An 18852-nucleotide genomic window follows, 5' to 3' on the forward strand; every position below is an offset into this window, starting at 1 on the left:
GTTCCTTGTTTTGGCCCCATAGGCGAGCGAGGGTCACGCCGAACGGCCTTGTTTGTGAGCGAGGGGCCGAAGAGGCAGGAAGTTGGGTGCTAGTGGCCGTTGGATTGGGCCTTTGTCGCGAGCATCTTATCGAGGGGCTTGGCGTATCGTTCCTGGACGATTTTCAGGTGCAGCCAGCACTCCACGCTTGCCACCGAGTCCATCGCGCGCACCTTGTCCAGGATCTCGTACATTTCGTCCAGCGAGCTGACGCCCACGGTGGCCACAAGGTCGTGCCTGCCGAGGCAACTGGCGATGAACTCCACGCCTGGTGTCGCCGAGAAGAAGTCGACGGCTTCCTCGGTTCCCGCCGCCGTCGAGATTCCGAAGCCAAAGGCCATGGAACGCGACGAACCGGATCGGCTCCGGATCGGGCCGATCTGCATGACGCGGGCTTCCAGCAGGCGAAGGACCCGGATCCTGGCGGCGCTGGCCGAAAGCCCGATCCGTTCGCCGAGGGCCTCGAAGCCGAGCCGACCGTCCACCTGCAGTTCGCTCATGAGGAGCAGATCCGCCTGGTCAAGTTCGAGACGGGGGTCCGGTGGCTCCTTGCCGAGGAAGAGGCTGCGGACCACCTCTTTGTACATGAGGACATCGACGCCAGCCACGCCTTCGCAAAGGCGGATGGCCTCGACGTCTTCATAGAGCCTTTCCACCGTGGGCAGGCGGAGTTCGGCGATGATGCCGTATTTGCCCGTGGTCAGGGAGGCGAAGACGGCGCCGTCCAATTGGCTCAGCTTCTCCAAGGCCGCGCGTGCGGAACCGTTCAGATGGATGGAGATGTGCGCGACGGCGGTCAGGCCCAGCAGGCGCGGATGGACTGCCGCGACAATCCGCAGTTCTCCGGAGGACGTGAGCTCATTGACCTTGGCCGTCACAGCGGAGCGCGTTACGCCCAGTTGCTTCGATAGCTCGCTGAACGAGGCGCGGCCATCGGCCTGCAGCAGGCGGATCAGCCTGTCGTCCAGATCATGCATGGTCTTCACAATAACCGCCTTGTCTTCGGGGTCGCGGCAGCGGGTGCTCAGCGAGGTGCGGCGCCCCGCCGAGCCGAACGCCGCCGTCGTACTCAATACTTTCACGAGTCAAGCGACAGGCAAGTGATTTGGAGTCAAAAAACAAGATCGTCGTACAAAAACTGTGTCACATCAGTATTAAACAACCGATTCGCTTGATTTGACTGGTTTTTTCGCTAGCATCGTGATCAGCGCCACATCGGCGTACTCCGACTCGCGTTTCCACGCGACCCCAACAGTTCAATTGGAGATCTGCACATGCTCAAGTTCACGAAGCCCGCCTTGACGGCCGCTGCGTTGGCCCTGCTGTTGAGCGGCTGCTCCGCCGCAGCTTCCCCCAGTTCCACGGGGCAGGCTTCGGCTACCGCGCCTAAGGGACTCACCACGAGCGGCAAGCTCACCCTGTGTATCGACCCCGAATACGCGCCGCTGGAGTACTACGCAAACGGTTCCAGCGGGGACATCGCAGGGTTCGACGCCGATGCCGCCCGGGCGCTCGCCAAGCACTGGGGCGTCGATGCCAAGTTCGAAGTAACCACATTCGACGGTCTCATGCCGGGGCTCCAAACCCGCCGCTGCGACGCCATCTTCGGCGGCCTGTACATGAGCAAGGCCCGCCTGGACGTCGCAGACGCTTCGGCCGTGATGAACGCCGGTCCCGCGATCCTCGCCGCCCCAAGCAGCGCCGGGAATTACAAGACCTCGCTGGATCTGTGCGGCCATTCCGTCGCAGCGCAGAGTGCCTCCGCCAACGCCGCGCGCATCACGGCACTCAAAGATGAGTGTAAGAAGGCCGGCAAGGACGAGCCCAAGCTCACCGAATACCCGAAGACCGCCGAAACCGTGCTTGCTGTCCTCAATGGCAAGTCCGACGCTTTGATCGAGACCAACGTGGCGGCCGCCTACATGGCAGCCCAGAACGAGGGCAAGCTCACCGTGGCCCCGGGAGTTTTCCCGGCCGATACCACCTTCGGCGTATTCACCCGCAAGAACGATCCATTGTCTCCCGCCATCGCGCAAGCGCTGAAGGAGCTCCACCAGGGCGGCACCCTGGGCAAGATCGCCAAGGACAACAAGCTCGACTCCACGATCGTCGACGTCCCCTAGCCATCCTCCGCGCGGAGGCCGCAACAGTGCTGCGGCCTCCGCCACCTAACGCGAAAGGAGTTGGTGATGGAATTCGACGTCGACATCTTCGTCCAACAACTCGTGAATCCGAGCTACGTGTCCGGGGCTTTCCTGTCCGTCGCCGTCGCGGTGCTTTCACTCATCCTGGCCACGGCCATCGGCTTCGCCGTTGCCCTGGGACGTACCTCCCGCAGCCGGATCGCCCAGGGCGTCGCCGGAATCTACACCTGGTTCTTCCGGGCCATCCCGGCGTTGCTGGTGCTGCTCATCATCTGGAACGCCTTGCCACAGCTCTTCCCTGTCCTCCGCCAGGATTGGTTCTCCCCGTTCATTGCCGCGTTCATCGGCCTGGGCATCGTGGAAGCGGCATTCATGGCGGAAATCATCCGTTCTGCGTTGCTCAGTATCGACGAGGGCCAGGCTCTTGCCGGCAGGGCGCTTGGAATGTCGCCGGTCAAGGTCATGCTCAAGGTCGTCCTGCCACAGGCCATCCGTACAGCACTGCCTCCCACCGGCAATGAGTTCATCGGCCTCGTGAAGTTCTCCTCGCTTGCCTCCGTTATTTCCCTGCAGGAACTCCTCACCACGGCCCAGGTGGGCGTGAACATCACCTTCCGCTACGCCGAGTACTACGCGGCGGCAATCGTGTATTACCTCATCATCGTCAGCCTTCTGACGCTTCTCCAAAGCTATGTGGAAAAGAAGTTCGTCTGGACGTCACGGTCCAAAACCAAGAAGCCTTCCATCCTGGAACCAGTCGGCCAAGGAGTGCAGTCATGACCCACAGCGGCCCGGAACTCATGCCGGAAACCTGGTCCACCAACGACCCCGTACTCAGCGTGCGGAATCTCCACAAGAGCTACCAGGACCAGCACGTCCTGCGCGGCGTCGAATTCGATATCCGTCAGGGACAAGTCAAAGCAGTGCTGGGTCCTTCGGGTTCCGGCAAGTCCACGATGTTGCGCCTGATGGCGCTACTTGAGCCAGCCGACGACGGCGAGATCCGGCTCCGAGGGCGGCGCATCGGTGTCCGTGAGAAGGCAAGCCGAACCGTGACCCTGCCCGAACGCGAACTCGCCAAGGAACGCCGCAACATTGGCATGGTGTTCCAGAAGTTCAACCTGTTCCCGCACCTGACGGCTTGCCGCAACGTGATGCTCGGGCTGACTTCAGTCAAGGGCATCCACCACAAGGAAGCCGAAGAGCAGGCCATGGCCATGCTCCAGCGAGTGGGTCTTTCGCACCGGGCCGGGCATTTCCCCTCCGAGCTCTCGGGCGGCCAGCAGCAACGCGTGGCCATCGCCCGCGCCTTGGTGATGAACCCGGACGTCCTCCTCTTCGACGAACCGACCTCCGCCCTGGACCCTGAGTTGGTGGGCGAAGTCCTGGACGTCATGGAAAGCCTGGCCAACGACGGCATGACGATGATCGTGGTCACCCACGAAGTCCGTTTCGCCCGTCGGGTTGCCGATGAAGTGACCCTGTTCGACAGTGGCGTGATTGTGGAACAAGCCACTCCGGATGAGTTCTTCGACAACCCCCAGCACCAACGCACCAGGAAGTTCTTGAGCCATGTCCACTAAGCATCGTCCCCTCGCCGTCTACACGGACATGGAAGACCTCGATTACTCCGCGGGCGTCGCCCTGCTCGAGGACAACGGTTACGAGGTACGGTACCTCGGCACCCAGGATCCCGCGGTCATCGCGGAGCAGGCAAAAGATGCCGAAGCCTTGCTGGTGGGTTACGCGCCCGTGACTGCCGAGGTCATGGACGCCATCCCGGGATTGAAGATCATCGCCCTGGTCTCAATGGGCTTCGACAACGTTGACCTCGATGCCGCCAAGGAGCGTGGCATTTGGGTCAGCAACCTTCCCGGCGTGGCCACCGAGGAAGTCGCTTCCCACGCTCTGGCGCTTGCCCTCGCCGTCACACGCGAGATCCCGTTCTTCCAGCGACGCGTGGCCGTGGGGGACTGGAACGGCCGCCCGGACAGCACCGTGTTCCGGCTCAGTCGGGAGCGGCTCGGGCTGATCGGACTCGGTCGGATCGGCAGCCGTCTCGGGGAGCTTTGCTCCGGCGTCTTCGGCGAAGTTGTCGGCTACGATCCCTACCTTCCGGACACTCCGGCCACGAGGGAAGCGCTGGCGAAGGCAGGCATCCGCCGTACGGGGCTGGAAGAGGTCCTGGGGGAATCCGCCGTCGTGTCCTTGCACATACCGCTTACGGAGGAAACCCGGCACATCATCAATGCCCAAAGCCTCGCCGCGATGCGGCCGGGCAGCTACTTGGTGAACGTCAGCCGCGGGCAGCTGATCGACGACGAAGCCCTGCGTGCCGCCGTCGACTCCGGCCACCTCCGTGCCGCGGCGCTGGACGTGCTCGACGTCGAACCGGCACCTGCCGACCACCCGCTCATGGGCCACCCGCGGATCCTCGTGACGCCCCACGTCGGCTTCCTCTCGGAGTACACGCTGGCCGAATACGTCAGGATCCAGGCGCAGAACGTCATCTCCCAGGCGCGCAGCGGAGCCCCGGACACCCCGTTGTTCGAGCTGGCGCCCGCCCGCTGAGTTCCAGCCGTACCGCAAACTTCAACACGCAAAGGTCATTCCCATGTCATTCCTGGCATCCCATGAAACTTCTCCCATAGCCCCCGCTGCAACGCTGTTCTTCGGCGGCCGCGTCCGGACCGTCGACGCCCTGAACTCCGTCGCGGAGGCGATGCTGGTCATCGGCAACCGTGTTGCCGCCGTCGGGACGCCACAGGAGTGCCGCGAGGCGGCGCTTAAGCTCACGACGGCGGTGCCCGACGTCGTCGACCTCCGGGGACGCACGCTGGTCCCCGGCTTCATCGATCCGCACGCGCATCCCCTGATGTACGGACAGCTGCTGTCCTGGGTGGATTGCGGGCCGGACGCGGCGCCGGACATCCCCACCATGCTTGAACTGCTGGCGAAGGCGGCAGCCGACAACCCGGGGGACACCCCGATCCGGGGCTATGGCTACGAGCACCGCAACCTTGCCGAGCAGCGCCACCCCACGCGGCAGGAGTTCGACACGGTCTCCACCACGCGAGAGGTGTACGTCATGAACGCGAGCGGCCACGGCGGAGTGGTGAACTCGTACGTGCTCGCGAAGGCGGGTGTGGACCGCGAGACTCCCAACCCGTCGGGTGGAACGTTCTTTCGGGACGCCGACGGCGAGCTGACGGGTGAGCTCTCCGACGCCGCCTGCGACATCCTCACAGGAGACGGAGGCGTCAAGCTGGGGCACCACGGACCGAACTTCCATCTCGGGGACAGCAAGGAACATCACCGCGCCCAGCTGCTGCACGCCCAGCGCGAGTTCCTCAGCCACGGGGTGACCACCATCGGCGATGCCCAGGTGACCAAGCGCGAATTTGGCGCCTACCTGGACCTCGTGGAACGGGGCGAACTGGTGACTCGCATCAACGCCTACTTCCTGTCGAGCCTCCTCGACGAGGTGTTGGAGCTGGGTCTCGTGGACAAGTTCGGAGATTCACTCCTTTCCTTCGCCGGGATCAAGCTCTACGCGGATGGGACCCTGGGCGGCTGGACGGCGTACTTCCCGGAGGGCTACCGCGACGATCCCTGCCGCACTGGCTCGCTCTACCATGAGCCGGCCGAGTACCGTGCACTCGTCGCCAAGGCGCACAACGCCGGGCTGCAGACGGCGACCCACGCCCAATCGCCCACGGCCATTCAGTTGGTGCTCGACGCCGTCAGCGAGGCTCTTTCGGTTTCGCCGCGGGAGGATCACCGGCACAGGATCGAGCACTGCGGACTGCCCACGTTGGAGCAGATCGAGCAAATGGCCGAGCTAGGGATCATGCCCGTCAACCAGCCCCAGCACTACTACAACTGGGGTCCCGGCGTCACGGATGCCATCGGCTCCCCGGGCGAGCGCTTCAACCCCCTCGGCGAATTCGTGGCCGCAGCGGTCCCCGTGACGATGAGCTCGGATGCTCCGGTGGCTGATCCCCGTCCGCTGGAAGCCATTCAGACGTCCGTGACCCGCAGGACCCGCTCCGGCGTCCAGTTGGGCCCGGATGATCTCAAGATCGACGTGGTTGAAGCCCTCCGTGCACACACCATCAACGGGGCGTGGGCCATGGGTCGCGAGAAGGACCTTGGTTCCTTGGAGCCGGACAAGCTGGCCGACTTCGTGATCCTCGCCGCGGACCCGCTCGAGGCGCCCGAAGGTGACATCAGCAGCATCGAGGTTGTGGAGACCTGGGTCAACGGCGTACGGGTGTACGCGGGCTGAGGTTCTGACGCCCTGCACCAGATCGCCGGAAAGCCGCCAGATCGCCGCTTTCCGGCGATCCCGCAGCCTTCCGGCGTGTCGGTGAGAATCAGGACGGCAGAGGTAAACACAGTTAAACCCCGACGTCGGCGCTCAGGTGAGTGCCGACGTCGGGGTTTCGCTCTGCCTGCAGAAGGCTCAGACCCGGCGGATGGCCTCAGCGAGGCGCTTGACCCCCTCGCTGAGCTGCTCTTCCGGCGCGTAGGAGAAGGCGATGCGGAGCTGGTTGCTGCCACCGCCGTCGGCGTAGAAGGCGCTGCCAGGCACGAACACGACTCCCGCTTCGATGGCCGCGGCGAGCACGTGCTCGGTGTCGACGCCCTCGGGCAGGGTTACCCAGGTGAAGAAGCCGCCGGTAGGCGTGGTCCACTGGGTACCTTCGGGCATGTATTTAGCCAAGGCGTCGAGGGTGGCTTTGCAGCGGGAGGCGTAGACGGCACTGTACGCGGCAATCTGGTCCCGCCAATCGAAGCTGCTGATGTACTGCTCCACCACCAGCTGGCTCAAGACCGAGGGGCAGATAGTGGTGGCTTCGGAGGCGATCTGGAGGCGGCCGCGCACCTCCCGGGGCGCCACCACCCAGCCGACGCGGAGGCCGGGGGCAAAGATCTTGGAGAACGAGCCGAGGTAGAACACGTTGTCCGGATCGAGTGAGTGCATGGCGGGTTTGAGCGTGCCATCGAAGCTCAGCAGGCCATACGGGTTGTCCTCGACGATCAGCACGCCTTCGGCACGGCAAATGTCCACCACGCGCTGCCGTCGCTCGAGGGAAAGGCTGATGCCGCTGGGGTTGTTGAAGTTGGGGATCGTGTAGAAGAACTTGATGGTCTTGCCAGCCGCTTTGAGCCCGGAAATGACGCCCTGGAGACGGTCGGGATCCACGCCGTCGTTGTCCATAGCCACGTGGGCTACTTCGGCCTGGAAACCTTCGAACACGCCGAGCGCGCCCACATACGTGGGTCCTTCCGCGATCACCACGTCTCCCGGATCGCAGAAAAGCTTGGTCACGAGTTCCAGCGCCATCTGCGAGCCCGCGGTGATCTGTACGTTTTGCGGGGACGTCTCGATGCCCTCGAGTTCCATGACCTGGCAGATCAGGGCCTGCAGTTCCTCTGTTCCCGCACCCGAGCCGTACTGGAGGGCCTCCAGCCCCCGGTGAGCAACGACGTCGGACGCCATGGCGGCGATGCGCTCCATCGGAAGGACAGGCAGGTAGGGGTTGCCGCCGGCGAGGGAGATCATGCCCGGCTGCATGGAAACATCGAAGACTGCGCGGACGGGCGAGGGCTGGAAACCGGCCGCACGCTTGGCCATCCGGCCGGTATGGGACAGCTCTGTGGTGAGGGTCATGGTGGTCCTTCGGTGGTCTTAGTGCGCGTCCACGAGTTTGGAGCGCTTTTTGTCGATGAATTCGTCAGCGTCGATGCCGAACTCCCGTGCGGCGAAGCGGTGCAGGGTCTCGATCATCTGCGCAGGTGAGAAGCTGTGGACCCCGTTCAAGGACTGGATCGCGAGTCCGTCGATCGTGGCCAGAAGCAAGGTAGCCACTTCGTCAATATCGAGGGCAGGTTGGAGCAGTTTCTCGTCCACTGCCTCCTCGAGCGCCCGGACGAACAGGCCCCGCCATGACGTCCAGACTGCCGCGACGCTTTCCCGGATCTCGGAGTTCTTGTGCGCTGCAGCGTAGATCTGCAGCCAGAATCCCCACGCTTCTTCGAACGGGGTGTCGCTTTGGATGGAGAACGTCAGCAGATCGTGCAGGCGTTCCACCGCATTGTTGCCCTGATCGTAGATACGTTGCCATTCGGCGAGGGATTCGTCGATGCGGTACTCCACTGCGGCGCCAATGAGCCGCTCGCGGTGCCGGAAGTAGTGCTGGATCATGCCGATGCTGAAGCCTGAGGCCTCCGACAGTTCGGCGAAGGAGCAACCCTCCACGCCTTCGCGGGAGATTACCTGCGAGGCATGGTGCAGGATGCTCTGCCGGCGTTCTGCCATGGCTTCGGCTGTGACGCTTCGCGTGCGGCGGCCCGGGTTTGTCTCGCTCATGCCGTTGCTCCTTCGTTTGTCTGGTCGCGCTGGTCCAGGTAGGGCGCCTTGTGGGTGCCCGTAGTCATCTCTCCACGATGTTGCCATGGTCCCTTGACACGCGTTGTTACTCATCTCACAATAAGTTGAACATATTGTTATTTCAACCCGACTTGAACCGGAGATCCACAAATGATGCGAAAAGGCATGAAAAGCCCGCTCGTGGCAGCGGCAGCCATCAGTTTCCTGGCGTTGACGACGGCTTGCTCCAACACCGAAGGTGTAGCCGCTACGGCATCCGGCAACGCCTCGGCCAGCGGTCAAAGCAGCCAGAGCGGCCAGGAACTCGCGCAGGCCGTGCAAGCCGATTCCAAGGTTCAGGCGCTCCTTCCGGCTGCCATCAAGAGCAAGGGCTCGCTGACCCTCGTCACCGACCCCACCTACGCCCCCATCGACTTCACCGATGACCAGGGCAAGATTGTCGGCCTCGAGCCGGACATGGCGTTGGCCGTGGCGAAGAGGATGGGCGTCACCATCAACATCGAGAAGGCCGACTTCAACGGCATCCTGGCCGGTATCGAAGCCCGGCGATACGACGCCTCCTGGGCAGCTTTCTCCATCACGGACGAGCGCATGGACAAGGTCAACATGGTCAGCTACATGCGCGGAGGAACGTCCGTGATGGTCAAAAAGGGCAATCCGCTGGGCATCAACTCGGAACTGGACCTCTGCGGCAAGACCGTTGCCGCCCAGACCGGGACAACCCAGGCGCTGAGCGTGCTTCCGTCTTTCGACAAGAAGTGCGCAGACGCCGGCAAGGACAAGCCGGTTTCCTTGCTGCTGCCCCAGCAGGACAACGTCAACCAGGCCGTGGCCTCGGGCCGCGCCCAGGCACTTGTGGCGGACAACGCTCTCACCGGGTACTACGCCCAGCTGCAGCCGGACGCCTTCACCTCCGTGGACTCCATCCTCGTGGAGCCGTCCTTGTCCGGCGTCGTGAGCCCGAAGGACGACGGCGGCCTGTCCAAGGCATTCCAGGCGGCGGTCCAGTCGCTCATGGACGATGGCACCTACGCCAAGATCGTGGACGCCTGGAACCTCAAGTCCGGCATCATCACCAAGTCTGAGGTCAACCCGACGGCGGGGTCATGACCATGTCCGAGCTGCCAATCACCGCCGAGGCACGGCATGACTTCGCGGATTTGGCGTCGCGGCCCGTCCTCAAGCGCAAACGGCCCGGACAACTTATCGCCATGGTGGTGGTGGGTCTGTTCGCGCTGATGGGCGCCTACGTCATCGTCACCAACCCCGGCTTCGGCTGGCCCACCGTGGCCAAGTACCTGTTCGATATCCGCATCCTCAACGGCCTCTTGACCACGATGGAACTCACGGCCATTGCCATGGTCCTGGGACTCGTGATCGGCCTGATGATCGCGGTCATGAGGATGTCTGACAACGCGCTCCTGCGCGGCGTGGCCGGTGCCTACATCTGGTTCTTCCGGGGCACGCCGCTCATGGTGCAGATGCTCTTCTGGGGCTTCGCTGCTGTTCTCTTCCCCACCATCGGCATCGGCATCCCCGGTGGTCCAATGTTGGTGGAATGGAACACCAACGACGTCCTGCCGCTGTTCGTGGCCGGCATCCTGGGCCTCGGCTTGAACGAAGGCGCCTACATGGCAGAAATCGTGCGTGCAGGCCTGATGGGTGTTCCGACGGGGCAGTCCGAGGCCTCCCACGCCATGGGTTTCAGCCGGATGGAAACCCTGCGCCACGTGGTTATCCCCCAGGCCATGAAGATCATCCTTCCGCCGGTAGGCAACGAGACCATCTCCATGCTCAAGACCACCTCCTTGGTGATCGTGATCGGCGTCGGCGACTTGTTGTACAACGCCCAGCAGATCTACGCCCGCAACCTCCAGCAGATCCCGCTCCTGATCGTGGCGAGCCTCTGGTACATCCTGCTCACCACCATCCTCTCGCTCGTCCAGGCCCGCATTGAGAAGCGGTACTCCCGCGGCAACACCATCCAGGCACGAAAGGCGTAGCGGCAATGTCTGAAGTCCAGTTTCTCAACGTGCACAAGGATTTCTCCGGCATGGAGGTCCTCAAAGGCATCAACTTCACGGTCGAATCCGGCCAAGTGGCCTGCTTGATCGGCCCCTCCGGTTCCGGCAAATCCACCTTGCTCCGCTGCGTCAGCCATCTCGAAACCACCAGCTCCGGAACCATCCTGGTGGGCGGCCGCATGATCGGCTATGAGGTCCACGGCGATAGGCTCATCGAGGCACACCAGAAGGACATCAACAAGCGTCGTTCCCGGATCGGCATGGTGTTCCAGTCCTTCAACCTCTTCGGCCACATGACTGCCCTTGAAAACGTCATGATGGGCCCGGTCAAACTCCTCAAGGTTCCCAAGGCCCAAGCCGAGGCCGAAGCCCGCGAGCTCATGGCCAAGGTGGGCCTCGCCGACCGCACAGGACACTATCCGGCCCAGCTCTCCGGCGGCCAGCAGCAGCGCGTAGCCATTGCCCGGGCGTTGTCCATGAAGCCCGACCTCATGCTCTTCGACGAGCCAACCTCCGCACTCGATCCCGAACTCGTGGGCGAAGTCCTGGACGTCATGAAAGCCTTGGCGCGCGACGGCATGACCATGATCGTCGTGACCCACGAGATGGGCTTTGCCCGCGAAGTGGCCGACGTCGTCGCGTTCATGGACGGCGGCGTCATTGTCGAAGCCGGCGATCCCAACGAAATCATCACCCGCCCACAGCACGAGCGAACAAAGACGTTCCTCTCCAAAGTTCTCTAGGCCGCAATTCACGTTCAAAGGACGCCAATCTTGACCAGTTCCATCCCCACCAACAACGTCGGCCTCGCCGTCATGACCACGCTGCGGAACTACGGGATCGACGCGATCTTCGGAATCCCCGGCACCCACAACCTCGAGTTCTACCGTCACCTGGAGCCGCTCGGCATCCGCCCGGTCACCACCCGCCACGAACAAGGAGCCGGGTACGGATCCGACGGCTGGAGCCAGCTCAAGGGACTTCCCGGCGTCGTGATTACCACCTCCGGACCAGGCCTGCTCAACGCGATGTCCGCCGCGGCCACTTCCTATTGCGAGTCCCGGCCGATGATCATCCTGTCCCCGGGCGCGCCTCGCGGCAGCGAATTCTCAGACATCGGGCTGCTGCACGAAACCAAGGACCCCACCGGTGCTGTCAGGGCCCTGATCGGACGCAGCACGCGGGTAGCCAGCGGAAGCGAGGCCGTGGAGCTGATCCACGAGGCCTTCTCCTTCTTCGCGCACGGGCGGCCGCGTCCGGTCCACATCGAGATCCCGCTGGACGTGCTTGAGGGCGCGTCCGACGTCGAACCTTCCGCCCTGGAGGGCCGCCCCTTGGGTGCGCCGAAAGCAGCAGCCGACGACGCCGTCGCCACCGCCGCTGACATCCTCCGCCGCGCGTCCAATCCGGTGATCCTGGCCGGGGGCGGATCGCTCGGAACCGGCGGCGCGCTGCTCGAACTTGCAGAACTCTTGCAGGCCCCCGTGGTGACCACCATCAATGGCAAGGGTGCTATTCCGGAAGCCCATCCGTTGTCGCTGGGCTCGGAAATCCGGCTCGCAGCGGCCCAGGACCTGTGCAACGCTTCGGACGCGCTCCTGGTGATCGGCTCCAAGGTGGGCGAATCAGAGCTGTGGGGCGGCAAGATCGTGCCGCAGGGGAGTTGCATCCGCATCGATATCGACCCCGCCCAGCTGCAGTGCAACGTTGCGCCGGACGTCGAGCTCCTCGGCAACGCGTCCGCCGTCGTGCCCCAACTGCTCGCGGCACTCGCCGGACACTCTCCTGTTGTGGTGGCGGAACTGGCTCCGCTGCGTGCCGAACTGCAGGCGGAGGCCCGCTCCATGGCACCCGTGCTGGCCCAAATCAACGAGATCCTCGCGGCGACGCTGCCGGCCGACACCGTTATTGCGGGTGATTCCTCGCAGATCACCTATTTCGGAACCACGTCCTTCTTCCCGATGCAGCAGCCGCATCAGCTCTTGTACACGCCCGCGTACGCCACGTTGGGTTATGGACTGCCGGCCGCGATTGGCGCAAAGGTGGCCGACCCCGATCGTCCGGTGGTGGGGCTGATCGGCGACGGCGCGCTCATGTTCGCTGTCCAGGAATTCATCACAGCCGTGGAGCAGGGCGTGGACCTGCCCATCATCTGCGTCAACAACGGGGGCTACGGCGAAATCCGGCAAAACATGGAGGACCGGGATCTGGCCCCGGTCGGTGTGAACTTGACGCAGCCCGACTGGGTGCGGCTGGCCGAAGGCTTCGGTCTGGCGGCGTTCAACGTGGAGTCCCTCGAAGGGCTGGCCGGGGTTGTGACCGAGGCACTCGCCGTCAAGGGCCCCAGCCTCATCCACGTGAGCATCGAGTAGCGGCCCCCAACGCCCAGCCCTCCCCGGACGCTCGCTCACTTATAACGGCCCTTGGGCGGACGCTCGCTCGCTTTCTTTAGGCAAGTGAGCGAGCGTCCGGCGGAAAGCCCCTATACGTGAGCGAGGGTCATGGGGAGGCGGGTGCTTGGCGGCGGAACAGTTTTAGATCTGCATGACTTTAGGAAGGATCACGATGAGCGGGACGGTCAAGAATGCCGAGCTGAAGGCCACGGCATGGGAGTGGGTGGAGAAGCAGAAAGAGCAACTTTCCGCCTGGCACACGAATATTTGGGAATTGGCCGAGCCAGCCTGGCGCGAGTACGAGTCGTGCGCCTGGTACGCGAGAACCCTTCGGGAATATGGCTTCACCGTGGAGGAAGGCAGTGGGGGCATGCCCACTGCCTTCGCCGCCGAGTGGACAAGTCCCGCCGGTCCGGGCGCGCGGATCCTGGGCTACGCCGAATACGATGCCATCCCGGGCAATTGCCAGGCGGCGTCGACTAAGCGGGAGCCCCGAACCGGCATGTCGCGCTTTGCCCCGGGCCACACGGATCCGCATTCGGCTCTGGGAATTTCGACACTCGCGGGCTTCCTCGCGGCAAAAGATGCAATGCAATCGCACAACATCCCAGGCACTTTGGTCTACACCGGCGAACCAGCCGAGAAGGTCCAGGGATCCAAGGTGGTCCACGGCCTGCGCGGCTATTACGACAACCTGGATGCCATCATCTCGTACCACCCGTTCTACATGATGCCCCTGTGCAATACCGCACGTTGGGATACCCACTGCGGTTCGTACTACAGCAAGATCTACACTTTCACGTGCGATAGTCCGGAGGGCTGGAACAACACCTACGGCGACAGTCCCATCCCGTCGTCGCACTCTGCCGCCCGGGCTCCTGGAGCGGACGCCGCGCTGTTCACGATGTTCTCGCTGACCAAGACGACGCAGGACTCGATGCTTCCGCAGGCGGGAGGCTGGTCGCTGTCGGAAGCGATCCTCACCGCGGGGCAGGCGACGGCGGATAACCAACCTGCTGGACTGGCCCAGATCCAGTATTCTTGGCGCTGCCCGAGTCTCGCCGAAGCCGATTCAGTACTCGCTGTGCTCGATCGCAACGCGGAACTCGCCGCGGCTGCATCGCACTGCAGCGTGAGTTCCCGCTGGGTGGCGCGCAATCGTCCGGGGATCGCCAACCACACCGTCGCGCAGGTGGCCTGGGAGAACATCCTCGCTGTTGGCGCCCCGGTTTTGGATGAGCGGGCCCGCGAGATCGGACGCGAAATCCAAGCCTCGTGTGGAGTGGAACCCATGGAAAATCCGTTCCATCCGGCAACGGCCGAGCTCATCACCCCGCAGGGCGCCGAAGCAGAGCTGCGCCGGCATATCCCGGCAACCCAGCAGAACTGGACCAGCGATGACTACGTGGAAATGACCTGGTACGCGCCCACCATCCGCTTTTACACGGCGCGCCCCACGTTGGCGCCGGACGAGAAGGGCACTGCGTACCCGGGCTGGGCCATGACCGCAATGGGTGGCATCCCGGAGACGATCGACCCGACCATCACGGCGACAGGCAAGATGATTGCCGGGATGGTACTGGATCTGCTGACTTCTCCTGACGTGCTGGCGGAGGCAAAGACAGAGTTCGACGCCGAGAAGCGCCGCCGCGGTGCCGTGGCACCGCTGCTTCCTGCCGATTTCAGCGCGCCGACGGATTTCCGTTGGCCCGAATATATCGGCCAAGGCAAGGCACGCGAGTGGTGGATCCCCGTGTCCGAAGAGTCATGGAACACTGCCGACGGTAACTGACCCTGACGCTCGCTCACATATGACGGTCAAATCCCAAACGCTCGCTCACTTCCGGCCGGAAAATAGGGAATCCTCCAGCAGATCAGCTGCTGGAGGATTCCCTATTTGGCCTTGTTTGTGAGCCGGCGTCACGCCGGACGGCCCTTGTTTGTGAGCCGGCGTCACGCCGGACGGCCCTGTTTGTGAGCCGGCGTCACGCCGGACGGCCGTGTTTGTGAGCGGGCGTTACAGGCCGAGTTCGGCCTTGAGGGCTGCTACGTGGCCCTGGGCCTTGACCTGGTACTGGGTCAGCTTGACCTTGCCTTCGCCGTCGAGCACCACGGTGGAGCGAACCAGCCCGTCCACCACTTCGCCGTTCACGAGCTTCTCGCCCCAGGCGCCGTAGGCGAGGGCCACAGCGTGGTCTTCGTCGGAAAGGAGCGGGAATGTCAGCGAGTAGTCTCCGGCGAAGTGTGCGATCTTTTCCGGGGCGTCGGGGGAGATGCCCAGGACTTCGTAGCCCGAGGACTGCAGGCTGGAGAGGCTGTCGCGGAAGTCGCATGCCTCTGTGGTGCAGCCGGGGGTGGCGGCTTCCGGGTAGAAGTACACGATGACGTTGCGTCCGCGGTAATCGGACAGGGAGACCTTCTCGCCTTCGGAGTTGAGCAGCGCGAAATCGGGGGCCTGGGTTCCGGCGAGGAGTTTCTGGGTCATGTTGCGATCCTTGACTTGTCGGGCAACCGCCGTGGCCGGCGATCAATCTATTGGTGTAACGGGCTGCCTAGATGCAGTATTCCGCAGGTCCGCGGACTGTGGAGCCTGGTCCGGGCACGAACCGGTAGCCGCCTCCACGCACTGTGGCGATGACATGGCGGGCTGAGCCCAGCTTGCGCCGGACGCGTCCAACATACACGTCGATGGACCGAAATGCCGCGCCGGGACAGTCAAGTGACTCCAGAAAGCGTTGCAATTCTTCACGTGGGATGGGGCGGGACAGGTTTTCCACAAGGTAACGGAGGAGGCTGTGTTCCATCGCCGTGAAGCTGACGGGGACCCCATCGAGGAGGACGGTGTTCGCGGCCAGGTCCACTGCCACTGTGCTGCGCCGGCCGGCCAAGGATACCGGCGGGTTGGCAGCGGCGGTGCGGCTTCCGGCGTCGGGCGCTTCAGAAACGGACGCCTCCGATCCCAAAGAATCACCGGACGTTGCGGCTCCGGCGGCGGGCCAAAGGAGGACTTCCGCCCCCGGAGCAAGTTTGCGGGCCCGGGCCAGGACCGCTTCAGCGGCCCGGGCCCAAACCTCGGGATCGATCTCACGGCCTTCGCCGGGCTGTACCCACACGGCGAGTCCGCGCGGGTGCATCCCGGGCCGAACCATCCCGGGCCGAAGCGCGGAAGGCCGGGCGGCGGGCTGGTGCCGCGAGGCGTTGAGCCGTGCGGGCAGTTGCCCGTACGGGGCATGGACGTTGACGGCCACGGCTTGGCCTTACACGCCGCCGCGGCGAATCAGCTTGCCGCTGGGCGTCCGGCCGTCGATCTCGCTACCGCGCAGGTACGTTTTGCGCACGACGCCGGAGAGCGCCTTGCCGTCGTACGGCGTGATCGGGTTCTTGTGCTTGAGCTTCTTGACGTCGACGACGAACGCGTCGTCAGGCGCGAAGATGGAGAAATCGGCGTCGTAGCCGAGCGCCAGCTGGCCTTTGTTGTGCAGGCGGGCCAAGGCTGCGGGCTTCTCCGACATCCAGGACACCACCTGTTCAAGGGAGATGCCGCGGTGCCGTGCTTCGGTCCAGATCAAGGAGAGCCCCAGCTGCAGCGAGGAGACGCCGCCCCACGCCACGGCGAAGTCGCCGTTGTCCAGGTCCTTCAGGTCAAGCGTCGACGGCGAGTGGTCCGAGACGATGCAGTCGATCGTGCCGTCCTGCAGGCCCTGCCAGAGCAGTTCGCGGTTGGAGGCCTCGCGGATGGGAGGGCAGCACTTGTAGGCGGTGGCGCCATCGGGGATTTCCTCGGCCATGAGCGTGAGGTAGTGCGGGCAGGTCTCGACAGTGAGGTGGACGCCGTCGCGCTTTGCCGAAGCGATCATGGGCAGCGCGTCCGACGACGAGAGGTGCAGGATGTGGGCGCGCGCGCCGGTCCAGCGGGCGCGTTCGATCACTTCGGCGATCGCCTTGTTCTCGGCGCCGCGGGGGCGGGAGGCAAGGAACGTGGAGTAGTGTGCGCCGCCGGGATGGGGTGCGTGGTCGATCGCGTGGGAGTCCTCGGCATGGACGATCATGAGGGAGTCGAAGGACTTGAGCTCGGCCATGTCCTCTTCCATCTCGTCCGCGTCGAGGTGTGGGAACTCGTCCACGCCCGAGTGGAGCAGGAAGCACTTGAAGCCGAAGACGCCCTCGTCGTGCAACGGACGGAGGTCCTTCTTGTTGCCCGGAATGGCGCCGCCCCAGAATCCGACGTCCACGAATGCCTGGTCCTCGGCAACTTCGCGCTTGAGCTTGAGGCCTTCCACGTTGGTGGTGGGAGGGATGGAGTTCAGCGGCATGTCGATGATGGTGGTGACGCCGCCGGCTGCTGCGGCGCGGGTGGCGGAGGCGAAGCCTTCCCATTCGGTGCGGCCGGGCTCGTTGACGTGCACGTGGGTGTCCACGAGGCCGGGGATGAGGGTTTCGTCGTCGCCGAGCTCGATTACCTCGGTGCCGGAGAGGCCGTTGCCCAGCGGTTCGATCGCGACGATCACGCCGTTGCGGACACCGACTTCGCGGGCGGTGATGCCGGCGGTGGTGAGGATGCGCTGGCCGCGGATGACCAGGTCAAACGGGCCGTGTGCTGTGGTGGTTTCTTCAGACATGGAGTTGCTCCTTGGTCTCGGTTCGCGCTGCGTCTTGGGTGGATACCTGGCTCTGGGAATTTCCCGGGAGGCGCACGCCGATGTGCTTACCTAATTCTTCAAGCAGCGGCCCTGCTTCAGCTATACATTTCTCTACATTGGATTCGAGCTCGGTCAATGCGTGGACCGACTCGAAACCGGACTCCGAAAGTTGTTCCGGGCTCAGCGTACTGCGGCCGCAGACGGCAATCACAGGGATCCCCGAACGCGCTGCCGCCCGCGCCACGCCCATGGGCGTTTTGCCGAGGAGGCTTTGTTCGTCGAGGCTGCCTTCGCCGGTGATCACCAGATCCGCGCCGGCCAACCGCTGCTCGAGTTCAGTGAATTCGAGTACGACGTCGATGCCCGGCCTGCGTGCCGCGCCCAGCGCCGCGATGGCGATGTAGCCGACGCCGCCCGCCGCGCCAGCGCCCGGTGCCTGTGCGGCGTCCTGGGCTTCGGAGCCGATCTCGCTGGCGAGGACCTGGACGAAATGGGCCAAGGCGGCGTCGAGCGAGGTGACGTCGTCCGGCGTCGCGCCCTTCTGCGGTCCGAAGATCGCGGCGGCGCCGGTGCGGCCCAAAAGGGGATTGTCGACGTCGGACGCCAGGACGAACTCGGTGACCTCCAAGCGGACGTCGAGGTTCGAGAAGTCGATCCGGTCCAGGCGCGCCAGTGCCGCGCCGCCGCCGGGGAGTTCGTTGCCGTCGGCGTCGAGGAGGACCGCACCGAGGCCCTGCAGGACGCCGGCACCGCCGTCGGTATTGGCACTGCCACCGACGCCGAGGATGATGTGCCGGCAGCCGAGGTCCAGGGCCGCGCGGATGAGCTCGCCCGTGCCCAGGCTTGTGGAGCTCTTGGCCGTTTCGGTGTTCGGGGCGTTGCCGTCGCTGAAGCCTGGCAGCACTGCTAGTCCGGAGGCTGCAGCCATTTCAATGACGGCTTCCTCGCCGCGGACGGCGAATTCGGCCTTGATCGGCTGGCCCGTGGGTCCTGTGACTGTGGCGCTGCGGCGGGTGAAGCCGGAGCCGACGGCGGCGTCGAGAGTCCCTTCGCCGCCGTCGGCCACTGGAATGAGCATGGTTTCAAAGCCCTCGCCCGGGTGGCTGGCTGCGAAACCTGCCCGCAGTCCGGCGCTCAAGCGGCTCGCGACCTCGGGAGCTGACAGCGAACCCTTGAACTTGTCCGGGGCTATGACCACACGCATTCCGTACCTCC

Annotated in this window: 17 protein-coding genes; 10 read left to right on the forward strand and 7 right to left on the reverse strand. The window is 64.3% G+C overall.

Annotated features, from left to right (window positions below; translation table 11 throughout):
* Positions 1-89 precede the first annotated feature (89 nt).
* Complete coding sequence (locus AC4CS3_RS20140) at positions 90-1121, reverse strand: Lrp/AsnC family transcriptional regulator (protein ID WP_490784920.1); 1032 nt, start codon at positions 1119-1121, stop codon at positions 90-92.
* 192 nt (positions 1122-1313) lie between these two features.
* Here AC4CS3_RS20140 and AC4CS3_RS20145 point away from each other — a divergent pair, with 192 nt between their 5' ends.
* The 5 genes from AC4CS3_RS20145 (at position 1314) to AC4CS3_RS20165 (ending at position 6471) form a co-directional block, all read left to right on the forward strand.
* On the forward strand, positions 1314-2162 hold the full coding sequence (locus AC4CS3_RS20145; RefSeq protein ID WP_490784921.1) for a transporter substrate-binding domain-containing protein: 849 nt from the start codon (positions 1314-1316) through the stop codon (positions 2160-2162).
* 66 nt (positions 2163-2228) lie between these two features.
* Entirely contained in the window at positions 2229-2963 is a 735-nt protein-coding gene (locus tag AC4CS3_RS20150; protein WP_490784922.1) for an amino acid ABC transporter permease, read from the forward strand.
* On the forward strand, positions 2960-3766 hold the full coding sequence (locus tag AC4CS3_RS20155) for an amino acid ABC transporter ATP-binding protein (RefSeq protein ID WP_490784923.1): 807 nt from the start codon (positions 2960-2962) through the stop codon (positions 3764-3766). The genes AC4CS3_RS20150 and AC4CS3_RS20155 overlap by 4 nt, the downstream gene beginning before the upstream one ends.
* On the forward strand, positions 3756-4754 hold the full coding sequence (locus tag AC4CS3_RS20160; RefSeq protein ID WP_490784924.1) for a C-terminal binding protein: 999 nt from the start codon (positions 3756-3758) through the stop codon (positions 4752-4754). The genes AC4CS3_RS20155 and AC4CS3_RS20160 overlap by 11 nt, the downstream gene beginning before the upstream one ends.
* Before the next feature lie 43 nt (positions 4755-4797).
* A complete protein-coding gene (locus tag AC4CS3_RS20165; protein WP_490784925.1) occupies positions 4798-6471 on the forward strand; it encodes an amidohydrolase in 1674 nt (557 codons plus the stop codon).
* A gap of 177 nt (positions 6472-6648) precedes the next feature.
* Here AC4CS3_RS20165 and AC4CS3_RS20170 read toward each other — a convergent pair whose 3' ends face one another.
* A complete protein-coding gene (locus AC4CS3_RS20170) occupies positions 6649-7860 on the reverse strand; it encodes an aminotransferase-like domain-containing protein (RefSeq protein ID WP_490784926.1) in 1212 nt (403 codons plus the stop codon).
* Between the two features lie 18 nt (positions 7861-7878).
* A complete protein-coding gene (locus AC4CS3_RS20175; RefSeq protein WP_490784927.1) occupies positions 7879-8559 on the reverse strand; it encodes a TetR/AcrR family transcriptional regulator in 681 nt (226 codons plus the stop codon).
* Positions 8560-8745: 186 nt separating this feature from the next.
* On the opposite strand from AC4CS3_RS20175, the gene AC4CS3_RS20180 reads away from it, so the two are divergent.
* The 5 genes from AC4CS3_RS20180 (at position 8746) to AC4CS3_RS20200 (ending at position 14789) form a co-directional block, all read left to right on the forward strand.
* On the forward strand, positions 8746-9690 hold the full coding sequence (locus AC4CS3_RS20180; RefSeq protein ID WP_490784928.1) for an ABC transporter substrate-binding protein: 945 nt from the start codon (positions 8746-8748) through the stop codon (positions 9688-9690).
* Complete coding sequence (locus tag AC4CS3_RS20185; RefSeq protein ID WP_490784929.1) at positions 9687-10583, forward strand: amino acid ABC transporter permease; 897 nt, start codon at positions 9687-9689, stop codon at positions 10581-10583. The genes AC4CS3_RS20180 and AC4CS3_RS20185 overlap by 4 nt, the downstream gene beginning before the upstream one ends.
* A gap of 5 nt (positions 10584-10588) precedes the next feature.
* A complete protein-coding gene (locus tag AC4CS3_RS20190; RefSeq protein ID WP_490784930.1) occupies positions 10589-11347 on the forward strand; it encodes an amino acid ABC transporter ATP-binding protein in 759 nt (252 codons plus the stop codon).
* A gap of 30 nt (positions 11348-11377) precedes the next feature.
* Positions 11378-12976: a thiamine pyrophosphate-binding protein gene (locus AC4CS3_RS20195; protein WP_490784931.1), complete on the forward strand. Its 1599-nt coding sequence runs from the start codon at positions 11378-11380 to the stop codon at positions 12974-12976.
* A 193-nt stretch (positions 12977-13169) separates the two neighbouring features.
* Positions 13170-14789 (forward strand): zinc-binding metallopeptidase family protein, encoded by a 1620-nt coding sequence (locus AC4CS3_RS20200; RefSeq protein WP_490784932.1) that lies wholly within the window; start codon positions 13170-13172, stop codon positions 14787-14789.
* 225 nt (positions 14790-15014) lie between these two features.
* On the opposite strand, the gene bcp is transcribed toward AC4CS3_RS20200, so the two are convergent.
* The 4 genes from bcp to AC4CS3_RS20220 all read right to left on the reverse strand — a co-directional run bounded on the left by bcp (position 15015) and on the right by AC4CS3_RS20220 (position 18841).
* On the reverse strand, positions 15015-15482 hold the full coding sequence (gene bcp, locus AC4CS3_RS20205) for a thioredoxin-dependent thiol peroxidase (RefSeq protein WP_490784933.1): 468 nt from the start codon (positions 15480-15482) through the stop codon (positions 15015-15017).
* Positions 15483-15549: 67 nt separating this feature from the next.
* Positions 15550-16245, reverse strand: a complete 696-nt coding sequence (locus tag AC4CS3_RS20210) for a winged helix-turn-helix domain-containing protein (RefSeq protein ID WP_490784934.1) — start codon at positions 16243-16245, stop codon at positions 15550-15552.
* Between the two features lie 9 nt (positions 16246-16254).
* Positions 16255-17616, reverse strand: a complete 1362-nt coding sequence (gene allB / locus AC4CS3_RS20215; protein WP_490784935.1) for an allantoinase AllB — start codon at positions 17614-17616, stop codon at positions 16255-16257.
* The gene (locus AC4CS3_RS20220; protein WP_490784936.1) at positions 17609-18841 is read right to left on the reverse strand and encodes a glycerate kinase; all 1233 of its coding nucleotides are present in this window, start codon (positions 18839-18841) and stop codon (positions 17609-17611) included. The genes allB and AC4CS3_RS20220 overlap by 8 nt, the downstream gene beginning before the upstream one ends.
* Between the last annotated feature and the right edge of the window lie 11 nt (positions 18842-18852).

It is taken from the genome of Arthrobacter sp. SE2 (assembly GCF_058244265.1).

What these genes read in the sequence shown, in the direction of transcription:
- AC4CS3_RS20155 (WP_490784923.1), top strand. Translation starts at nt 2,960, where the DNA reads ATGACCCACAGCGGCCCGGAACTCATGCCGGAAACCTGGTCCACCAAC.
- bcp (WP_490784933.1), bottom strand. Translation starts at nt 15,482, where the DNA reads ATGACCCAGAAACTCCTCGCCGGAACCCAGGCCCCCGATTTCGCGCTG.
- allB (WP_490784935.1), bottom strand. Translation starts at nt 17,616, where the DNA reads ATGTCTGAAGAAACCACCACAGCACACGGCCCGTTTGACCTGGTCATC.
- AC4CS3_RS20180 (WP_490784928.1), top strand. Translation starts at nt 8,746, where the DNA reads ATGAAAAGCCCGCTCGTGGCAGCGGCAGCCATCAGTTTCCTGGCGTTG.
- AC4CS3_RS20185 (WP_490784929.1), top strand. Translation starts at nt 9,687, where the DNA reads ATGACCATGTCCGAGCTGCCAATCACCGCCGAGGCACGGCATGACTTC.
- AC4CS3_RS20200 (WP_490784932.1), top strand. Translation starts at nt 13,170, where the DNA reads ATGAGCGGGACGGTCAAGAATGCCGAGCTGAAGGCCACGGCATGGGAG.
- AC4CS3_RS20145 (WP_490784921.1), top strand. Translation starts at nt 1,314, where the DNA reads ATGCTCAAGTTCACGAAGCCCGCCTTGACGGCCGCTGCGTTGGCCCTG.
- AC4CS3_RS20220 (WP_490784936.1), bottom strand. Translation starts at nt 18,841, where the DNA reads ATGCGTGTGGTCATAGCCCCGGACAAGTTCAAGGGTTCGCTGTCAGCT.
- AC4CS3_RS20175 (WP_490784927.1), bottom strand. Translation starts at nt 8,559, where the DNA reads ATGAGCGAGACAAACCCGGGCCGCCGCACGCGAAGCGTCACAGCCGAA.
- AC4CS3_RS20190 (WP_490784930.1), top strand. Translation starts at nt 10,589, where the DNA reads ATGTCTGAAGTCCAGTTTCTCAACGTGCACAAGGATTTCTCCGGCATG.
- AC4CS3_RS20170 (WP_490784926.1), bottom strand. Translation starts at nt 7,860, where the DNA reads ATGACCCTCACCACAGAGCTGTCCCATACCGGCCGGATGGCCAAGCGT.
- AC4CS3_RS20160 (WP_490784924.1), top strand. Translation starts at nt 3,756, where the DNA reads ATGTCCACTAAGCATCGTCCCCTCGCCGTCTACACGGACATGGAAGAC.
- AC4CS3_RS20150 (WP_490784922.1), top strand. Translation starts at nt 2,229, where the DNA reads ATGGAATTCGACGTCGACATCTTCGTCCAACAACTCGTGAATCCGAGC.
- AC4CS3_RS20165 (WP_490784925.1), top strand. Translation starts at nt 4,798, where the DNA reads ATGTCATTCCTGGCATCCCATGAAACTTCTCCCATAGCCCCCGCTGCA.